Origin of the sequence: Sorlinia euscelidii (assembly GCF_036452135.1) — a bacterium.
Taxonomy (GTDB): domain Bacteria; phylum Pseudomonadota; class Alphaproteobacteria; order Acetobacterales; family Acetobacteraceae; genus Sorlinia; species Sorlinia euscelidii.
The window spans coordinates 101,924-119,230 of sequence record NZ_JAWJZZ010000004.1 but is presented as its reverse complement, the minus strand read 5'-3'; the positions used below and the strand labels follow the sequence as shown (position 1 = coordinate 119,230).

General features: G+C 57.4%; 19 protein-coding genes, 1 other RNA gene and 1 pseudogene. 13 read left to right on the top strand and 8 right to left on the bottom strand.

Annotated features, from left to right (window positions below; translation table 11 throughout):
- Nucleotides 1-153 precede the first annotated feature (153 nt).
- Both ahpF and ahpC read right to left on the bottom strand, forming a co-directional pair.
- Nucleotides 154-1,746 (bottom strand): alkyl hydroperoxide reductase subunit F, encoded by a 1,593-nt coding sequence (ahpF, locus tag CGLAMM_RS08610; protein WP_418115603.1) that lies wholly within the window; start codon nt 1,744-1,746, stop codon nt 154-156.
- Between the two features lie 58 nt (nt 1,747-1,804).
- Nucleotides 1,805-2,368, bottom strand: a complete 564-nt coding sequence (ahpC, locus tag CGLAMM_RS08605) for an alkyl hydroperoxide reductase subunit C (RefSeq protein ID WP_394818577.1) — start codon at nt 2,366-2,368, stop codon at nt 1,805-1,807.
- Nucleotides 2,369-2,510: 142 nt separating this feature from the next.
- Between ahpC and CGLAMM_RS08600 the strand changes: the two genes are divergently transcribed.
- Nucleotides 2,511-3,431 carry a hydrogen peroxide-inducible genes activator gene (locus CGLAMM_RS08600; RefSeq protein WP_394818578.1) on the top strand — a complete coding sequence of 307 codons (921 nt, stop codon included), beginning with the start codon at nt 2,511-2,513 and terminating at the stop codon, nt 3,429-3,431.
- 49 nt (nt 3,432-3,480) lie between these two features.
- Here the strand turns inward: CGLAMM_RS08600 and CGLAMM_RS08595 are convergent, their stop codons facing one another.
- The 3 genes from CGLAMM_RS08595 to thyX form a co-directional block, all read right to left on the bottom strand.
- Nucleotides 3,481-4,116: a transglycosylase SLT domain-containing protein gene (locus CGLAMM_RS08595; RefSeq protein WP_418115644.1), complete on the bottom strand. Its 636-nt coding sequence runs from the start codon at nt 4,114-4,116 to the stop codon at nt 3,481-3,483.
- 163 nt (nt 4,117-4,279) lie between these two features.
- Nucleotides 4,280-4,438 (bottom strand): hypothetical protein, encoded by a 159-nt coding sequence (locus CGLAMM_RS08590; protein ID WP_319806989.1) that lies wholly within the window; start codon nt 4,436-4,438, stop codon nt 4,280-4,282.
- Between the two features lie 7 nt (nt 4,439-4,445).
- Nucleotides 4,446-5,354 (bottom strand): FAD-dependent thymidylate synthase, encoded by a 909-nt coding sequence (gene thyX, locus CGLAMM_RS08585; protein ID WP_394818580.1) that lies wholly within the window; start codon nt 5,352-5,354, stop codon nt 4,446-4,448.
- A 90-nt stretch (nt 5,355-5,444) separates the two neighbouring features.
- Between thyX and ssrA the strand changes: the two genes are divergently transcribed.
- From ssrA to CGLAMM_RS08570, 3 genes and pseudogenes are all read left to right on the top strand, one after another.
- Nucleotides 5,445-5,765, top strand: a transfer-messenger RNA (tmRNA) gene (ssrA, locus tag CGLAMM_RS08580).
- A gap of 88 nt (nt 5,766-5,853) precedes the next feature.
- Nucleotides 5,854-6,393 (top strand): SspB family protein, encoded by a 540-nt coding sequence (locus CGLAMM_RS08575; protein ID WP_394818581.1) that lies wholly within the window; start codon nt 5,854-5,856, stop codon nt 6,391-6,393.
- A gap of 145 nt (nt 6,394-6,538) precedes the next feature.
- A pseudogene (locus CGLAMM_RS08570) lies at nt 6,539-7,587 on the top strand (AbrB family transcriptional regulator).
- Nucleotides 7,588-7,589: 2 nt separating this feature from the next.
- On the opposite strand, the gene CGLAMM_RS08565 reads toward CGLAMM_RS08570, so the two are convergent.
- A complete protein-coding gene (locus CGLAMM_RS08565) occupies nt 7,590-7,814 on the bottom strand; it encodes a hypothetical protein (RefSeq protein WP_394818582.1) in 225 nt (74 codons plus the stop codon).
- 42 nt (nt 7,815-7,856) lie between these two features.
- On the opposite strand from CGLAMM_RS08565, the gene CGLAMM_RS08560 reads away from it, so the two are divergent.
- The 9 genes from CGLAMM_RS08560 (at nt 7,857) to CGLAMM_RS08520 (ending at nt 14,895) form a co-directional block, all read left to right on the top strand.
- Complete coding sequence (locus CGLAMM_RS08560) at nt 7,857-8,138, top strand: hypothetical protein (protein WP_418115602.1); 282 nt, start codon at nt 7,857-7,859, stop codon at nt 8,136-8,138.
- Nucleotides 8,139-8,147: 9 nt separating this feature from the next.
- Entirely contained in the window at nt 8,148-9,230 is a 1,083-nt protein-coding gene (queA, locus tag CGLAMM_RS08555; protein WP_394818583.1) for a tRNA preQ1(34) S-adenosylmethionine ribosyltransferase-isomerase QueA, read from the top strand.
- Nucleotides 9,223-10,383 carry a tRNA guanosine(34) transglycosylase Tgt gene (gene tgt / locus CGLAMM_RS08550; protein WP_418115601.1) on the top strand — a complete coding sequence of 387 codons (1,161 nt, stop codon included), beginning with the start codon at nt 9,223-9,225 and terminating at the stop codon, nt 10,381-10,383. Before queA ends, tgt begins: the two co-directional genes overlap by 8 nt.
- A complete protein-coding gene (gene queG, locus CGLAMM_RS08545; protein WP_394818584.1) occupies nt 10,350-11,435 on the top strand; it encodes a tRNA epoxyqueuosine(34) reductase QueG in 1,086 nt (361 codons plus the stop codon). The genes tgt and queG overlap by 34 nt, the downstream gene beginning before the upstream one ends.
- 24 nt (nt 11,436-11,459) lie before the next feature.
- Nucleotides 11,460-11,705 (top strand): ribbon-helix-helix domain-containing protein, encoded by a 246-nt coding sequence (locus CGLAMM_RS08540; protein ID WP_394818585.1) that lies wholly within the window; start codon nt 11,460-11,462, stop codon nt 11,703-11,705.
- Nucleotides 11,705-12,163 carry a hypothetical protein gene (locus CGLAMM_RS08535; RefSeq protein WP_394818586.1) on the top strand — a complete coding sequence of 153 codons (459 nt, stop codon included), beginning with the start codon at nt 11,705-11,707 and terminating at the stop codon, nt 12,161-12,163. The genes CGLAMM_RS08540 and CGLAMM_RS08535 overlap by 1 nt, the downstream gene beginning before the upstream one ends.
- 65 nt (nt 12,164-12,228) lie before the next feature.
- Entirely contained in the window at nt 12,229-13,056 is an 828-nt protein-coding gene (locus tag CGLAMM_RS08530; protein WP_418115600.1) for a TerB family tellurite resistance protein, read from the top strand.
- 470 nt (nt 13,057-13,526) lie between these two features.
- Nucleotides 13,527-14,261: an MlaA family lipoprotein gene (locus tag CGLAMM_RS08525; RefSeq protein ID WP_394819066.1), complete on the top strand. Its 735-nt coding sequence runs from the start codon at nt 13,527-13,529 to the stop codon at nt 14,259-14,261.
- Nucleotides 14,262-14,277: 16 nt separating this feature from the next.
- Nucleotides 14,278-14,895 carry an MlaC/ttg2D family ABC transporter substrate-binding protein gene (locus CGLAMM_RS08520; RefSeq protein ID WP_394818587.1) on the top strand — a complete coding sequence of 206 codons (618 nt, stop codon included), beginning with the start codon at nt 14,278-14,280 and terminating at the stop codon, nt 14,893-14,895.
- A gap of 60 nt (nt 14,896-14,955) precedes the next feature.
- Here CGLAMM_RS08520 and CGLAMM_RS08515 read toward each other — a convergent pair whose 3' ends face one another.
- Nucleotides 14,956-15,462: a GNAT family N-acetyltransferase gene (locus CGLAMM_RS08515; RefSeq protein ID WP_394819067.1), complete on the bottom strand. Its 507-nt coding sequence runs from the start codon at nt 15,460-15,462 to the stop codon at nt 14,956-14,958.
- A 156-nt stretch (nt 15,463-15,618) separates the two neighbouring features.
- On the bottom strand, nt 15,619-17,298 hold the full coding sequence (gene ettA, locus CGLAMM_RS08510; protein WP_394818588.1) for an energy-dependent translational throttle protein EttA: 1,680 nt from the start codon (nt 17,296-17,298) through the stop codon (nt 15,619-15,621).
- Nucleotides 17,299-17,307 lie beyond the last annotated feature (9 nt).

Genomic DNA, 17,307 nt, shown 5'->3' with positions numbered 1-17,307 from the left:
GTGCGCATTCTGTCCTTCGTGGCCCCATACTATAAGCGTGGCTCCATCGCCGCGTCGTTGATTTCGGAGTTGGCCTTTCGGATGAGGAGAGCGCTCCAAAAAGAAACGGCCCCTTTCGGGGCCGCTTTTCCGCCGCTCTTTCATGCGATGCTCTTAAGCCAGAGCAGCTTCTTTCTGACGCGTTGCCGCGGGGTCCGGCGTGCGGATAAGGTAATCAAACGCCCCTAAAGCCGCTTTCGCACCCTCCCCCACCGCGATGACAATCTGTTTATAAGGCGTCGTTGTGGCATCACCCGCGGCGAAAATACCGGGGACGGATGTCGCGCCATGCACATCAACGATGATTTCACCCTGGGGATTCAGGGAGAGCGTGTTGCCGAGCCAGCCTGTATTGGGCAGCAAGCCGATTTGGATGAAAACTCCCGAAACGGGCAGCGTGACATCCTGGCCGGACGCATCTCGATAGGTCAATTGCTCAACCGTCTCACCATTACCCGTAATGGATTGCGTCAATGCCTCCATCTTGATGTCGACATTCGGCATGGAGCGCAATTTATCCTGCAGAACCTTGTCCGCTTTAAGTTGCGCGCTGCGTTGCAACAGGGTCACGTGGCTGACGATCCCGGCCAGATCAATCGCCGCTTCGACACCGCTATTCCCACCACCGATCACAGCAACACGCTTGCCTTTATAGAAAGGACCATCACAATGCGGGCAGAACGCAACCCCCTTTGTGAGATATTCAGTCTCACCCGTCACATTGAGGTGACGCCAATGTGCGCCTGTTGCAAGGATAATGGTGCGTGAGGACAGAAGCACATCCCCACTCAGGGCGATCTGGTGGTAAGCGCCCGGATTTGACGCGGGAATAAGCCGCTCCGCCTTCTGGCCGGAAATGATTTCCACTTCATAAGCGCGTACGTGGGCTTCAAACTGAGCGGATAATTTCGGGCCATCCGTTTCCGGGATCGAGATATAATTTTCAATGCCCGCTGTTTCCATGACCTGACCGCCGAAGCGATCCGCGATGATGCCCGTCCTCAGGCCCTTGCGTGCCGCGTAAATCGCGGCCGCGGCGCCGGCAGGGCCGCCGCCGATGATCAGCACATCGAAAGGCGCCGCATCCTTATATTGTTGCGCGGCTTTCGCCGGCGCTGCAACATCAAGCTTGGCCAGAATTTCCATCGCATCCATACGCCCGGAGGCGAAGGGGGCACCATTCAGCTCAATCTGCGGCACGGACATGATGTTCTTGCGCGTCACTTCGTCCTGAAAAAGCGCGCCATCGACAATCACATGTTTGAAGGCAGGGTTGAGGACACACATCGCATTGATCGCCTGCACCACTTCCGGGCAGTTCTGGCAAGAAAGCGAAATGTACGTCGTGAATTGGAAATCGCCCTTCAGATCGCGAATCTGCGCAATCGTCGACTCCGGCAATTTGACAGGAACACCACCCACCTGAAGCACGGCGAGGACGAAAGACGTCAGTTCATGCCCCATCGGGATGGCAGCGAAATGAATGGACGCTGTCCCATCCTGCGCAGCGACAGAGAAGGAAGGCCGACGATCCCACCCACCATCTTCATGCACCGCGATGTTATCGGACAAAGCGGCGCATTCCGTCAGGAACTGCCTCATCTTTGACGCGGCGTCGCTTTCATCAAGGGATGCACGCAAGGTAACGGGCGTTTCGATTTTCTGAAAAACATCCCGTAATTGCGATTTGAGGGTTTCTTCAAGCATTCATACCTCCTCTGCCGATCCTGCATGGGGCGCGGCACTTTCACCGCGCCCCCAAGCCTCAGATCTTGCCGACAAGATCCAATGAGGGTTTCAGGGTCTCACCACCCTCTTTCCATTTCGCGGGGCAGACTTCACCCGGGTGCGACGCGACATATTGCGCGGCCTGCACCTTCTCGATCAGCTCTTCCGCCTTGCGGCCGACGCCACCGGGGGTGATCTCAATATATTGGATGCGCCCTTCCGGATCGATCAGGAAGGTGCCACGATCTGCAAGGCCTGCTTCCTCAATCATCACGTCAAAATTGCGTGAGATCTGGCCTGTCGGGTCCGCCAGCATCGGGAATTTGATTTTGCCGATCGCCGGTGATGTTTCATGCCAGGATTTATGGGTAAAGTGTTTATCCGTCGACACAGAATAAATCTCGACACCGAGTTTCTGGAATGTCGCGTAGTTCTCAGCGAGATCTTCCAGCTCCGTCGGGCAGACGAAGGTAAAGTCCGCCGGGTAGAAGAAAATGACGGACCATTTGCCCCTGAGGGCCTTATCCGTGACCTTTGTGAACTGTCCATTATGGAAAGCGTCGGTCTCAAACGGTTTGATGACTGAATTGATGCGCGGCATATTTTTGCTCCCTTAAACACGTTATCGTTGTTTAACGACCCTTTCATCCCACGTCTGGATAGGGTTGGGAAACAGTTTATATCGATGAGTTTAATAGACAAAACCGTTTGTAAATAATTTTAAATAGATGTAACCTGTCAGTATGACTTACATGACGCTCTCCGGACTTTCCCTGCGCGATATTGAATATATCGTGGCTGTCGATGACCTGCGGAATTTCTCCCGCGCTGCTGAACGCTGCGGCGTCAGCCAGGCGGGATTGTCCGAGCAGGTGCGCAAGCTGGAAGCTTTCCTCAATGTCCAGCTTTTTGAGCGCACACGCCGTCATGTCGCGCCCACGCCGGATGGGGCGCGAATCATCCATTCCGCGCGCCATGTCGTGGCGGCCGCCCGCGCCATGGTGGAAATGGCGCGCTCCCTTGATGGACCATTGGAAGGTATTTTGCGCATCGGGGTCATCGCGACACTCGGCCCTTATTATGTTCCGCGCCTGATCCCCTTGATCCGAAAGAAATACCCTCAGCTTCAGCTGCAATTAACGGAGGGCCTAACCGATAGATTGCTGGAGAAGCTGGCGCAGACAGAGCTGGATATTGTCCTCGCCGCCCTCCCCTGCGATCAGACGAATCTTCAATCCCTGCCGCTTTTCCATGAGCCTTTTGAGGCGGTTTTCCCTAAAAATCATCCTTTGGCGCGCAAGCAGCGCATCGACATCAACAGTTTACGCGGTGACGACCTTCTTCTGCTTGAAGACGGGCATTGCCTACGCGACCAGGCCCTCTCCCTCTGTCATTCTTCCGGCGGGGAAAATCGTCGCCTCGCCACCAGCCTAGAGATGTTGTGGCATATGATTGGTGCCGGGGAAGGTTATTCTTTGATTCCGAAACTGGCCTTGCAACATCGGACAGAATGGGAAGGCTTGATTGCCTGCCTTCCCTTGTCGGAAGGTGGCCGCCAGATTGGCATGGTCTGGCGTGCGTCAGACCCGCGACAACAGGCCTTCATGGAGTTTGGGGCCTTCCTGCGGCAGCACATCCCGGAGGGCTGCCAGAAAGTCGCCTGAGAAGGAACGCGAAACGCCTGGCTGAGGGAGTTGCCTGGCCATCTCGGACTTAGAATAACCAGCTCCAAAAACCATGTTCCTTGAGGGACTCACGACATTGGGCAAATTGGCGTCGATATCGCGCGGCGCGTCCACCGACATTACGCGCCACACGCATCAACCATGATTTTCGGCGATATGTGCCTTTCTGATAACCGCCCCACCCCTCATGATAGGCAAGATATTGGCGGCGCGCGTCATAGACAGGCACGTGATTAATGCGACGCGTCTCCGTCACATACCAATTAATGAATTTGAGCGAGTCCTCAAAATCTTCCCGGCTGCCACTTGTATCTTTCGCCCGCTCATAATCCGCCCATGCGCCGTTCTGCGCCTGGGGGTAACCATAAGCCGATGTGATGTGCCCCCACGGGATTACCCATAAAAAATAGGTGCGTTGCGTGTGGAGGTTACTATGGAAGCCTGATTCCTGATGGATAATGGCCATCGGTACGTTAAGCGGCACACCTGATTTCTTCTCCTGCCTTATCGCCGCCCGATACCAGCTGCGTTTCTCCTTGAAAATCGCACAGATATTTTCCGGGTGGGAGGGAGGAGATGGCACGCAGCCCGTCAGTAAAAGAAAAACGACGCCGAGGCAGGCGGGCCACGCGCCTTGCCTGAAAAGAGGGCGGCCGTTGAAAATTGATACATGTCGACCCGACCCTGTTATGGCTGGATCTCCTCATTGGACGTGCAGGGAATGCTCTTATCCGACACGTCGAGCCGGAATTTGTCAATCCTGCAGCGCGTCAAGTCAGGCCGGCATCAAGTTGAATCTCGCTCGGCCCCAGCATGCAGCAAGGTTGTTACGATCGGGGGATTGGCCAGAAAAAATGGATCCCTGCCCATATGGCGATCAATGCCAGCGCCATGACGACGAGAAGCGTGTAACTTGGCGCGCGGGGCGGGCCATCATCCGGAGGGATGTCAGGCGGGTTGCGGAAAAGATGTTTGAGGTCTGACATCTCCCGGTCAGCCACCTTGCAATGCGTCCTGCATCTCCTGCCATTCCCGCTTTGACAGACCGGAATTCTCAACCGTCACCGCCTCACCCTGTAATTGTCGTCTCAGAACGGAGAGCATGGAGGCGGAGAACATATAGGCGCCGACGCGGTAATCCTTGAAAGCCTCGGCGGTTTTGGGAACCCACGCCTTAAGAATCTCCATCATGACTTCCGCATAAGCCCGGATCTCATATTGCGCATGTGCATCAACCCGAAGGCTGAGGAAGTGCATGAGATTATTGAGGTCAATTTTCCAATACCATTGGGTATATGTGTTGAGCGTCAAATTCATCCGGGCCAGCTCACGCGCAACATTGAGGCCGTCCGGATCGAGCATTTCCTCATAGTGGGCGTAACAACGCTGCGCGTCCTCACGCAGAATATCGAGCACTTTTGCCGCCTGATCCGGCGGAAGCACCTCCCCACGCCCCTGACGATTGACCTTGCTTTGCTGCGCAAGCTGATCCGGCGCGGGAATATAGAATTCCCGGTCAAGAATGGAGTATCGCGCGGAATATTCATTGACGTTGGCGGTACGATGGCGAATCCATTGTCGCGCGATGAAGACCGGCAATTTGATGTGAAATTTGATTTCACACATCTCAAATGGCGTCGAATGGCGATGCCGCATGAGGTAGCGGATCAGGCCCTTATCTTCATGCACCTTCTTCGTACCGCGCCCGTAAGAGACGCGCGCCGCCTGTACGATCGCCGAATCATCACCCATATAATCGATCACGCGCACGAAGCCGTGATCAAGCGCAGGAAAGGGTTTAAAGAGGATTGCCTCCAATGCCGCGACGCTGGGCCGGAGCGTTTCGGAGGGCGCGCATCGTAGCGCTTCAATCTCGGCGATTTGTTCGGGAGAAAGTGCCATGACATCACGCTACACGGTTTTTGCTCGATGACCAATATCATACCATCACATCCACCGGATTTTTAGGGGCGCGTCTGACGCAGGCGCATCGTGCTTGTGTTTCGCATATCGAACATTTATAATCGTCTCGCCGGAGGGGAAACCCTTGGCTATGGCGATAAACGGTAAGTGGAATAATCGTTACGGACCCGGGGGCAGTGCCCGGCGTCTCCACCATATCAGCCGCCTCTCCGCGGCCAATGGGGACGAAACAGTCTCGACGTGCGTGGTAAAGACTTGTCTTTTGCTCGGCATTGTACCGCCGTTATCGGGCTAACTTACAAGTGCCAATGACAACTCAAAGGTGCTCGCTGTCGCTGCATAAGCGATAAGCGCGGTTCGGGAGGCACCGGGCAACAGAAGCCTCCCACAATCAGGTGACTTAACAAATGGGTTGCCTTTGGTGTAAGGTGGCCCCGTCCTTTACTGGCTCAAGATAAGACGACATGGGCAACCTGCAATGAGCGATTTTTCCGACGATAATGGCCAGGGCGACCTGCCGACGAGCCTCCTCCCCTATGATAAATGGCTGGAGGACTCCTACCGCGAGGTCATGATACGCGCCCTTGAATTCGCACAGGCCAACGGGTTGCCGGGTGAGCATCATTTCTACATCGCTTTCCAGACGGATGACCCGCGCGTCGACATCCCCGCAGCGCTTCGCGCTCAATATCCAAAAGAAATGACGATTGTCCTGCAACATCAATTCTGGGACCTCAACGTTGATCGGGCGGCACACCGCCTCACGGTCGGACTCTCCTTTGGTGGTGTCGCCAGCAAATTATCGATCCCATTCGGCGCGATCACCGGCTTCACCGACCCCTCCGTCGGCGTCGCATTGGGCTTCCAACCGGTTGCACCGTCGGATATTCAACCGGTTGCGGATTTAACGTCTGAGGCAGCGCCGGAAAATAAAGCGGCAGAAGCCGCAACGGCAGCCAGTGATGGAGATGCGCGGATTGTTCGGCTGGATGCGTTCCGCAAACGTCCCACGCCGTAGCGCGTATTCCTCACAAGAGGTGTTGCGCGTATAACACTCCGTCGCGTCGCGCCTGGCCTGAAACGGGAATGCGGCCTGGAGCCATTCGGGACGCGGCCTTTGGAATGAAAGACGCGCGCACTCATCGCCGTCCAGGAGTGATAAGCTGAAAAACTTTATCTTTCTCGCCGCCACTTCAGCTCTTGCGGCGACAATTCTTTTCTACCTCCAGCTCCCTGCAGCTCTGCTTATCGGCGCGATCATATCGGCCGTGATCTTTGCCTCGCTCGATCGCATGATCGCGGTCCCCCGTTCGGCCTTCGTCGTGGCGCAGGCTGTGGTTGGGCTGTTGATGGCCCACGCCCTCCATCTCGACTACCTGAAGGAAATTGCCTCCCAATGGCCGATTTTCGTGGTCGGTGTTTTTTCGGTCATCGTGCTCAGCTACATTATTGGTTACGTCCTGGCGCGTTTGCAGGTGCTGCCGGGCAGTACGGCGCTGTGGGGTGCGTCGCCCGGCTCTGCCAGCACAATGGTGCTTTTATGTGAAGCCTTTAATGCGGATCAGCGCCTCGTGGCGTTTATGGCGTACATGCGGGTCATACTTGTCGCCTGCCTGACGACGACGGTCGGGCATCACTTCATGACTGGCCACACGCCACCCGTCTGGCTGACCATGCAATCCCCCGGCTCCCTGCTTCAAACTTTGATCGTTCTCGTCATCGCTGTCGTGATTGGGGGCGGTTGCGCCTGCCCTCCGCGCCGATGTTGCTGAGTCTTTTCATCGCCATTATCGCGCAAACTTATACCGGGAAGACAGCGGATCTGCCTTTATGGCTGCTCGCGCCGAGTTACCTGGCTCTTGGCTGGGTGATCGGGGGGCGCTTCACGCGGCAAGCGGTGCACCATGCCTGGCGCGCCTTACCAGCGGTGATCACGGCGAACCTGATTCTGATCATCGGCTGCGCCCTTATCGCGTGGCCGATTGCGAAGCTGATGCACACAAGTTACCTCGCTGCTTACCTCGCGACCAGCCCTGGCGGGTCAGATTCGGTCGCGATCATCGCCATGGCGCTTCCCGTTGATCGGGGCTTTGTCATGGCCATGCAGATATTCCGACTCTTCGCCGTACTCGCGATCGCACCACCGCTTGCGATGGGGCTGGCGCGGTTACTGCCGCCGGAACTCTCAGAAAAACCGCATAAGCGTGCCTGACGTCACCAGTTTTTGCTGATGAGCCAGAATTCCTCCGATGTCAGGGTGATGAGATTGCCATGCGGGCCCTGCGTGCAGGTCGCCGCTTCCGCTAGAGCGCGAACGCGTTCAACCAAAGTTTTCCGGCGAAGATGCGCTTCTGACGGCGCATCAACCTGGCCCAAAGCGATCAATGACATCTTCGCGGCTTTGGCGACACGCGTCGCATCCAATAAAGCGTATGACATGTTATTTCCCTCCAAACGTCGTTAATAATCGACGCTCAGTCTTTGGGATTACAGAATTTTCAACCTTACGACAACAAAACGCGCTCCAAACTTGATGGCTTTGAGGAGGCGGCCGGACTCGCTGCCAGTTTCCGTCATCTGCCCATCATCGACGTCGAAGCCGGCCTCCACCCTCAAACAATCATCACCTTTCAATGCGCGTCGATGACAGCCAACGTCTCGACGCCGCCCCGCCTCTCACATCAAACGCAGGCGCCTTTCAAGCTGAGGCCGCATCAAGGTCAAAACGTTTTAAGCTGGCATTTACCGCAGTTTTCAGCCTAAACGAGCGGCATGATGCGGACAGCCGATTTTGATTTCCACCTTCCCCCTGAAAATATTGCGTCAACGCCCGCGCGACCGCGTGAGGCGGCGCGCCTGCTCGTTATTCCGGCTTCACAAGCACCTGAAACCCCTTTGCCGCGCGGTGTAACGACGGGGACCGTCAAGGATTTTCCCAAATTCCTTCGCCCGGGTGACCTCGTTGTGGCGAATGATACGGAAGTCATCAAAGCGCGCCTCGACGCCATGCGAGGTCATGCAAAAATCGGGATCACCCTCGACCGCATCCTGCCCGATGGGAGCTGGCACGCTCTGGCACGCAATGCACGGCGGCTTCATGCCGGAGACCGTCTGACATTTTCAGATGACAGCGTCACGGCTGAGATCATTACAAATGAGGGTGATGGCGGCGTTGTGCTGCGCTTTTCTGCGGAGGGCGCGGCATTTGACGCTTTCCTGACGCGGTGCGGGGCGTTGGCCCTGCCACCCTACATCGCCCGGCCTTCCGGCCCGACAGAGCAGGACGCCATTGATTACCAGACGATTTTTTCGAGAGAGAAAGGCGCGGTCGCGGCACCGACAGCGGGGCTGCATTTCACCCCCGCCCTTCTGGACGCCATCGACGCGGCCGGCGCTGAACGGTGCACGGTCACGCTCCATGTCGGGGCGGGCACCTTTCTGCCTGTCCGTAGTGACGACCTGTCTCAGCATGTCATGCATGCGGAATGGGGCGAGGTGTCGATGGAAACGGCGCAACGCATCAATGAAACACGGCGTCGGGGCGGCCGCGTCATTGCCATCGGAACGACCACCCTGCGCCTGCTCGAAAGCGCGACAGCGAAGGATGGCACGGTCGCCGCATGGCGGGGGGAAACATCGATCTTCATCACTCCCGGCTATCGCTTCCGCGCGGTGGACGTGCTTCTCACCAATTTCCACTTGCCGAAATCGACCTTATTTATGCTTGTCTCGGCTTTCGCCGGGATGGAGACGATGAAGCGCGCCTATCAACAGGCCATCACGGAGGGTTTCCGCTTTTATTCCTACGGCGATGCCTGCCTGATTTTTCGACGCGAGGATGTCCGCCATGACTGATATGCAATGGGTCGCCCACGCCCAGGATGGCCAGGCACGTGCCGGAATTCTGCAGACGGCGCATGGTGATGTTCCGACGCCGAGTTTTATGCCCGTCGGGACGGTGGGCACGGTCAAGGCCATGATGGCGGAGAGTGTCCGCGCGACCGGCGCGGGGATTATTCTCGGCAACACTTATCATTTGATGCTGCGTCCCGGCGCTGAGCGCGTGCGCAAGCTTGGCGGATTGCACCACATGATGGACTGGCCCGGCCCCATCCTGACGGATTCCGGCGGGTTTCAGGTTATGTCACTCGGTGCGCTGCGCAAGCTGGATGAAGACGGGGTGACGTTCAACTCCCATATTGATGGCAGCAAGCATCGCCTGACGCCCGAAAGCAGCACGGATATTCAGCACGCGCTGGATGCGACCATCACTATGGCCTTCGATGAATGCCCGGCGCTGCCCGCAACGCCGGAGCACCTCGCGCAGTCCATGGAGCGTTCCATGCGCTGGGCGGCCCGGTCCCGCGAAGCCTTTGTGCCACGCCCGGGTTACGGGCAATTCGGCATTGTGCAGGGTGGGACAGAGCCGGAATTACGGGCGCAATCGGTTAAAGCCCTGATGGATATCGGTTTCGAAGGTTACGCGATTGGCGGGCTCGCGGTCGGGGAAGGTCAGGCGCTGATGTTTCAGACGCTGGATGTCACAGCCCCCCGCCTCCCGACGGATAAACCGCGTTATCTGATGGGGGTGGGCACGCCGGATGATATGCTGGGCGCGGTGGCGCGCGGCGTTGATATGTTCGATTGCGTCATGCCGACACGCGCCGGGCGCACCGCACGCGCTTATACGGAACGCGGCACGCTGAATTTACGTAATGCCCGCCATGCGGAGGATCTGCGTCCCATCAGCCCAACATGTTCCTGCCCCGCTTGCACGAAGCATAGTCGCGCTTATCTGCACCATCTTTTCCGCGCGGGTGAAATTCTGGCGCCCATGCTTCTGACCTGGCATAATCTCACTTACTATCAGCGCCTGATGCAGGAGATGCGCGCCGCGATTATGGGCGGGACGTTCGACGCGACCGCCCGGAAGATGCGCGATGACTGGGGACGCGGCGACTGGTCGCTGGATGAATGGCCGCAACCCCACCTTCCTCCCGTGCCGTGACGCGCTCACTGGAAGATCACATCCGGCATCACGCGACCCTACTGGGCTTTAGCAGCGTGGGTTTCAGCCCGGCCAACCTGCCTGAAACCGTTTTGTCACGCTTACAGGAATTCGTCGCAGCGCGGCGGCATGGCACCATGTCATGGATGGCAGAGCGCATGGAAGCCCGTGCGCAGCCGAGCCATCTCTGGCCGGAGGTGAGAAGCGTCATCAGTCTCGGCCTGTCTTACGCACCGGAAGGAGATGCGCTGGCGACGCTGCACAAACCGGATTGCGGCAATATTTCTGTCTATGCCCGCCATCGGGATTATCATGATGTTGTCAAAGGTCGATTGAAGCAACTGGCCAGTCAGATCATCAAATATAACCGGGATGCCCAGGTGAAGGTGTTTGTGGATACCGCGCCCGTTGCTGAAAAACCCCTTGCCGCGCAAGCCGGGCTGGGGTGGCAGGGCAAGCATACGAATCTTGTCTCACGGGATGCGGGGTCATGGCTCTTCATCGGCACAATCTACACCACGGCCCTGCTTGAACCGAGCCCGCACCGGGCCGGGCAATGCGGCAGCTGTGCACGCTGCCTGGACGTGTGCCCCACACGGGCTTTCCCGCAACCCTATATGCTGGACGCACGTCGTTGCATCTCCTACCTCACGATTGAGCATCAAGGCCCCATCCCGATGGCGCTGCGCCCTCTGCTGGGGAACCGAATTTATGGTTGCGATGATTGCCTCGCTGTCTGCCCATGGAACCGCTTCGCCCAGATGACGGCGGAGATGAAGCTGACCGCTCGCCCTGACTTGGTCGCGCCGTCCTTACAGGCACTTTCCCGCCTTGACGATGCGGCATTCCGCACGACATTCTCAGGCTCCCCAATCAAACGGATCGGCAGAAACCGATTTATCCGGAACGTCCTTATCGCCATCGGCAATGCGGGCCGTCCCGCGCTACTGCCGGAAACGCGGCGTTTGCAAGAAGATGCCGACCCCGTCATTGCTGAAGCGGCGCGCTGGGCCGAGACACGCTTGCGCGGCCGCGAAATCTGCGCTGAATAATGCCGCGCCGAAGAGGATCCGCCTATGTCGCAATTGGTCAAAAAGAGCTTCTCATTAAATGGCCACCGCACGAGCATCGCGTTGGAGAACGCTTACTGGGCGCGTCTTCAAAAGATGGCGGGTGAGCGCACTCTGGCGAGCATCATCGTCAAATTTGATACGGAACGCGATCAGAACCAGTCCCTCGCCTCAACTTTACGTCTCGCCGTGTTAAAGCATCTGGAGGCGCAGCTTGCCTCATGCAATGCGGCAGAGGGTGACGCATCGTGATGCCTGGATTGTCTCGCGGTCTCGGCGGGTGGGGTCCGGAGATAACCCGCCGCATCCAACGTTTCCGACGCCTCTCCTTGTCACTTTGTGTTGTGGCATGGATGATGTCGGGTGCCGCGCCCCCTCCAGTGCATGATCTCACCCTGTCAACCACCAGTCCGACCATCGAAATCGAAGGTCGCGTCGCGCGGGATTCGATGCAGCGTTACCAATTCACTCTTGATCAGCCTCGCGAGGTCCGCATTCATCTCGCCTGCGAGGCGTCGGATGTCTCGTTCCAGTTGGTTTCTCCGGCGCGCCTGCCGATTTACGATAGTCGCTATGGGGTGGCGGGACGTGACTTCGATATGCTTTTAACCATCAAGGGACGTTATGAAATTGACGTCATGCCCGGGCTTGACCGGTCACCCAGCCATGACACCGCAGCACCCTTCACCCTTTCGCTCGCCGCTGACTGACACCGCGCGCGCCAGCTTCCCTGTCGTGATTGATGCGCGTTCAGTGCTCGTGATAGGTTGAGGGCATGGGCATATGGGGCAAAATGTTTGGCGGTATAGCGGGCTTTGCGGTTGGCGGCCCGATCGGCGCGTTGATGGGGCTGGGGCTCGGCCATGCCGCCGATAATGGCCGCCTGCTTGAAGGGCCTGCCGGGGGTTGGGGTGACAGATGGCGCAGCCAGGGCACGCCGGACCCGCACGGCGCCGCGTTTCTCGGTGCGGCAAAAATGGCCGCGCTTCTGGGAAAGACAGACCAGCTTTTTGCCATTGGCCTCGTCGTCTTGAGCGCCAAATTATCCAAGTCAGACGGACCTGTGAATCGGACGGAAATTGCCTGTTTCAAGCAATTATTCCAATTTCCACCCGATAATGTGCGGGAAATCGGCATGTTGTTCGACCAGGCGCGCCTGCGTGTCGATGATTTTGAAATGTATGCGCGCGAGCTTGGGCGTGCCTTCCGTCATGACCCGTCCCCGCTCGAAAATCTCCTCACCGCCCTTTTCACGATCGCGCGAAGCGATGTACGGCTGGGACAGGATCTTGACCCGGCTGAAATTCGTTTTCTGCGCCGGACGCATCAGCTTTTCGGCCTTCCGCCCGGGAGTTGGGACCGGTTTTACGAAGGGCGTCCGCCCCCTGCGACCCACGCTGCCGAGGCTTATCGCATTCTGGGGCTGGACCCCAGCGCAAGTGACGCGGAAGTCAAATCCCGATGGCGGGCGCTTATCAGGCAACATCACCCTGACATCGCCCGTCAGCAACCCCTCTCCGACGCTGGAAGAAGAGAGGCAGATGATAGGATGGCGCAGATTAATGGCGCGTGGGACCGCATTAAAAGGGATCGCAGATTGTAAGTTCCCTGCATCGATCACGACAATGCCCGCGCTGACAAACCGGCCATACCCCGATAAAACGCCATGAAACTGTGCTGGGGCTGACACCTTCGTACCACGGCACCACATATTTTGAGGCTTTCGCAATTGTGGTATCTTGTTTGAAAGTGTAGATCCGCACTAAACAGTTATTTAGCATCGATGCTCTATCCTGGATTCCGTTATAAACGGACCTGGCGCCGTCAACCGACGTCTGCGCATCATCGTGATGTATGAAATCTGGGGGCGAAGACGCCAATTTTGACTTGCTGGGTGGCAAAATGCATCCAAGTGACGGAAAGACTCGTTTACAATGCCGTTGTCTTCCCCACGATTAGAGGACCCGAATGACAAATTCCTGTGATCAATATTACCCTCCCATCGTTGGAAGACGTTTGAAATTCGCGACGATTTTCCGTCGGTTTTATTCTTTCAAGACAGCGATAACCGGTATGGCCGTTGCGCTGTTCCTCAATGGATGCGCGTCCTGGCGTGTTGATCCACCCAAAGACCCGGAAGCACTTGCTGATTACAAGGAAGCCAACGACCCCTACGAGCCAGTGAACCGCAAGATGTATGACATCAACATGTGGGCCTACCACAAAGCATTGCGGCCACTCGGCAAGGCTTGGGCATGGGCGGTGCCGCGTCCCGTTCGCAATGCGATCGGCAGCATTAATGAAACCTGGTATATGCCCTCCGTGTTCTTCAGTGATGTGGGTGCTGGCAAGCCGCGCCGTGCCGGGGATGACTTCACGCGATATGTCATCAATATGACAGTCGGTCTTGCAGGCATCTTCGACGTGGCGAGTTCGGTTGGCTATCCGCATCATGACAGTGACCCGGGCCTGACGCTGGCCTCATGGGGCGTGCCAAGCGGCCCGTATCTCTTCCTTCCCGGGGTTGGTCCCAATACGTTCCGCGATGCGTCGGGCTTCGCCATCGCACAGGGCCTGTCCCCCATTAATTATGTGCCGCGCGGCTATTACCTCCTGACCTTCAATTGGGGCTACAATGTCACGGGGGCCTTTAATAATTTTGCGAACCAGATCGACTCACTTGATCACCTTGAGCAAGACTCTCTGGACCCGTATGCGTTTCTTCGCAGTGCATGGCAGCAAAATCGCGCCAGCCAGGTTGAAGCTTTACGCAATGATCACCGCGCTACCGTTCCAAATTGGTATTGATTGAGGACCGCATTCAATGAAGCTCTCCAAACTCCGCAGACTTTCAGTTTGCATTCTTGCGGTTTCAGGCTTGTTTGCGCTTTGCGCGCCACAGGCATCTGCCCTCGATAAAGACGCCTCCCACTTTGTCAGTGATTTCGGGGGTCAGGTCGTGGCCGTCGTCAATAGTGACCAGTCCATGGCGGCCAAGAAGAAAGCCATCCTGCCTCTGGTGCAGAAAAACGTCGATATCGAAGCCATCGGCAAATTCTGCCTCGGACGCTATTGGCGCATTGCCACACCAGCGGAGAGAGCCCGTTACCTCGAATTGTTCAATCAGGTGCTCGTCAACGCCGTGTCCGAGAAAATCGGCCAATATCGCGGTGTCTCGCTTGAGGTGACGGGCAGCCTCCCCTCATCGAACGGCAATGGCACTGTCGTCAGCGCAAAAATCATGCGCCCACATCAGCCTGTCGCGAATATGCAGGTGCTCGTGGTGGATCATGACGGGTTCAAAATCGTTGATCTCATGGGTGAAGGTACGAGTATGCGCCTGACCCAGCGTCAGGATTACTCGTCCTACCTTGCCCGCAATGGTGGTAAAATCGAGACGCTGATTGCCGCCCTTGAACGTCAGATTTCCCGACACCGTTGATTATCAGCATTTTCTGACCATCATCTCTTGAACGGCGCGCGGCCCTCCCTGCGCGCCGTTTTATTTCTGGTCGAGCACCGCCTCGTAAACGCGCATTTCACGTCCATCACGTTGGAAGATTTCACATTGTCGCATCCCGATTGAGCGGAGGACCGTTTGTGAGGCGAGATTATCCGCGCTTGCGACAGCGATAACCCGATGGATCCCGGCCGTGCGTGCGTAGGAAAGGGCGGCGCCCGCGGCTTCCCGCGCGAGGCCGCGCCCCTGTAAATGGGGGAAGAGCGCGAAACGAAGCCCGATCCCGCGTCCGTCCGGCCTTTCATGAAAACCGGTCAGGCCGACAAAAACCCCTTTTTCCAATATTGAAAAAATTCCGATTTTGCGGCGCGCCCAGAAGGCCATATCTTCCGCGAGTTCCGCCTCCACCTGCCCTGGCGTCCGCACACCGCCCAGCATCCGCCCGAAGGACGCGGCACTCCCTTTAAGCCGCCGGAGATCGGCGAGATCCTGCCAGGATACGGGACGCAGGAAGAGGCGCTGCGTGCGGATGGTGCGCAATGGGCTCATCGGCTCAATATGGGTCTGACGCCGCTGCGGCACGCGTCGACGTTGGATGCCGGGCACCCGTCACAACATCTCCGCCTTTAAATTTCCGATTTCGTGCCATGTCGAAATGCGGGAGAAAGGCGGAACGTGTCGTGACAGCGTCCGCGCGCGCTTTGATCAGCGTGCGAGGGGGCGATATCGGATGCGGCTCGGCTCCGTCGCTTCCGGACCGAGGCGACGCCTTTTGTCTTCCTCATAATCCTGGAAATTCCCCTCAAACCACTCAACATGACTGTCGCCCTCAAAAGCGAGAATATGCGTCGCGAGCCTGTCGAGGAACCAGCGATCATGCGAGATCACCACGGCACAGCCCGCATAATCCGCGAGCGCGTCCTCAAGAGCACGCAGAGTATCGACGTCGAGATCGTTGGTGGGTTCGTCCAGCAAAATGACATTACTGTCTGTCTTCAGCATTTTCGCAAGGTGAACGCGGTTCCGCTCACCACCGGACAGAACGCCGACACGCTTCTGCTGGTCGGCACCTTTAAAATTGAAAGCACCGACATAAGCACGTGACGGCACGGCGCGCTTGCCGAGATGGATCACGTCCGTCCCGCCGGAAATTTCCTCCCAGACCGTTTTATCATCCGCGAGCGAATCGCGCGACTGGTCGACATAGCCGAGTTTAACGGTGTCTCCGACTTTCAAGCTGCCTGTGTCGGGATGTTCCTGCCCGGTAATCATGCGGAAAAGCGTGGATTTGCCCGCGCCGTTCGGCCCGATCACACCGACAATGCCCCCTGGGGGGAGTTTGAAGCTGAGATTATCAATGAGGAGGCGATCACCAAAGCCCTTCGTCAGATTTTCAGCCTCTATGACGGTCCCGCCAAGGCGCGGGCCGGGCGTAATGACGATATCCGCCGTGCCGCCAACACGCTCCTGACTGGCTGCGAGCATTTCCTCATATTTGGTGATACGGGCCTTGCTCTTCGCCTGACGTGCTTTGGGGGAGGCGTTGATCCAGTCCTGCTCCGCCGCGAGGGCGCGTTGACGGGCGCTTTCCTCTTTTTCCTCCTGCGCCAGTCGCTTCCGCTTCTGCGTTAACCAGGAGGAATAATTGCCCTCAAACGGGTAACCCCGCCCGCGCTCGATTTCGAGAATCCAGTTGGTCACATTATCGAGGAAGTAACGGTCATGGGTGATGACCATGACGGTGCCTGCATAATCGCGCAGGGTTTTTTCGAGCCAGGCAACACTTTCCGCATCCAGATGGTTTGTTGGCTCATCCAGAAGGAGCAGGTCGGGTTTTTCAAGCAAGAGGCGGCAAAGCGCCACGCGCCGCCGCTCCCCACCTGAGAGGTTGGAAACGGGACTCTCCGCGGGCGGGCAGCGCAGCGCGTCAAGCGCGATTTCCAGCTTGCGATCAAGCTCCCACCCATCACCAGCATCAATCGCTTCCTGCAACTCAGCTTGCTCTGCGAGGAGGGCGTTCATCTCCTCATCGCCCATTGACTCCGCGAATTTCATGGAAATTTCGTTGAAGCGATCCACCGCTTTTTTGAGGGCACCGAAGCCCTGCGCCACATTCTCCCCAACCGTCAGCGTTTCATCCAGCTTTGGCTCTTGCTCCAGATAGCCGATGCGCGCGCCTTCAGCGGCCCAGGCTTCACCCCCATATTCCTTCTCAATCCCGGCCATGATTTTCAGAAGGGTGGATTTACCGGCGCCATTGACACCGAGCACGCCGATCTTCACGCCGGGGAGGAAGGACAGGGTGATGCCCTTAAATACCTCTCTCCCGCCGGGATAAGACTTGGTGAGGTCCTTCATGACATATACATATTGGTACGAAGCCACGTCAGGACC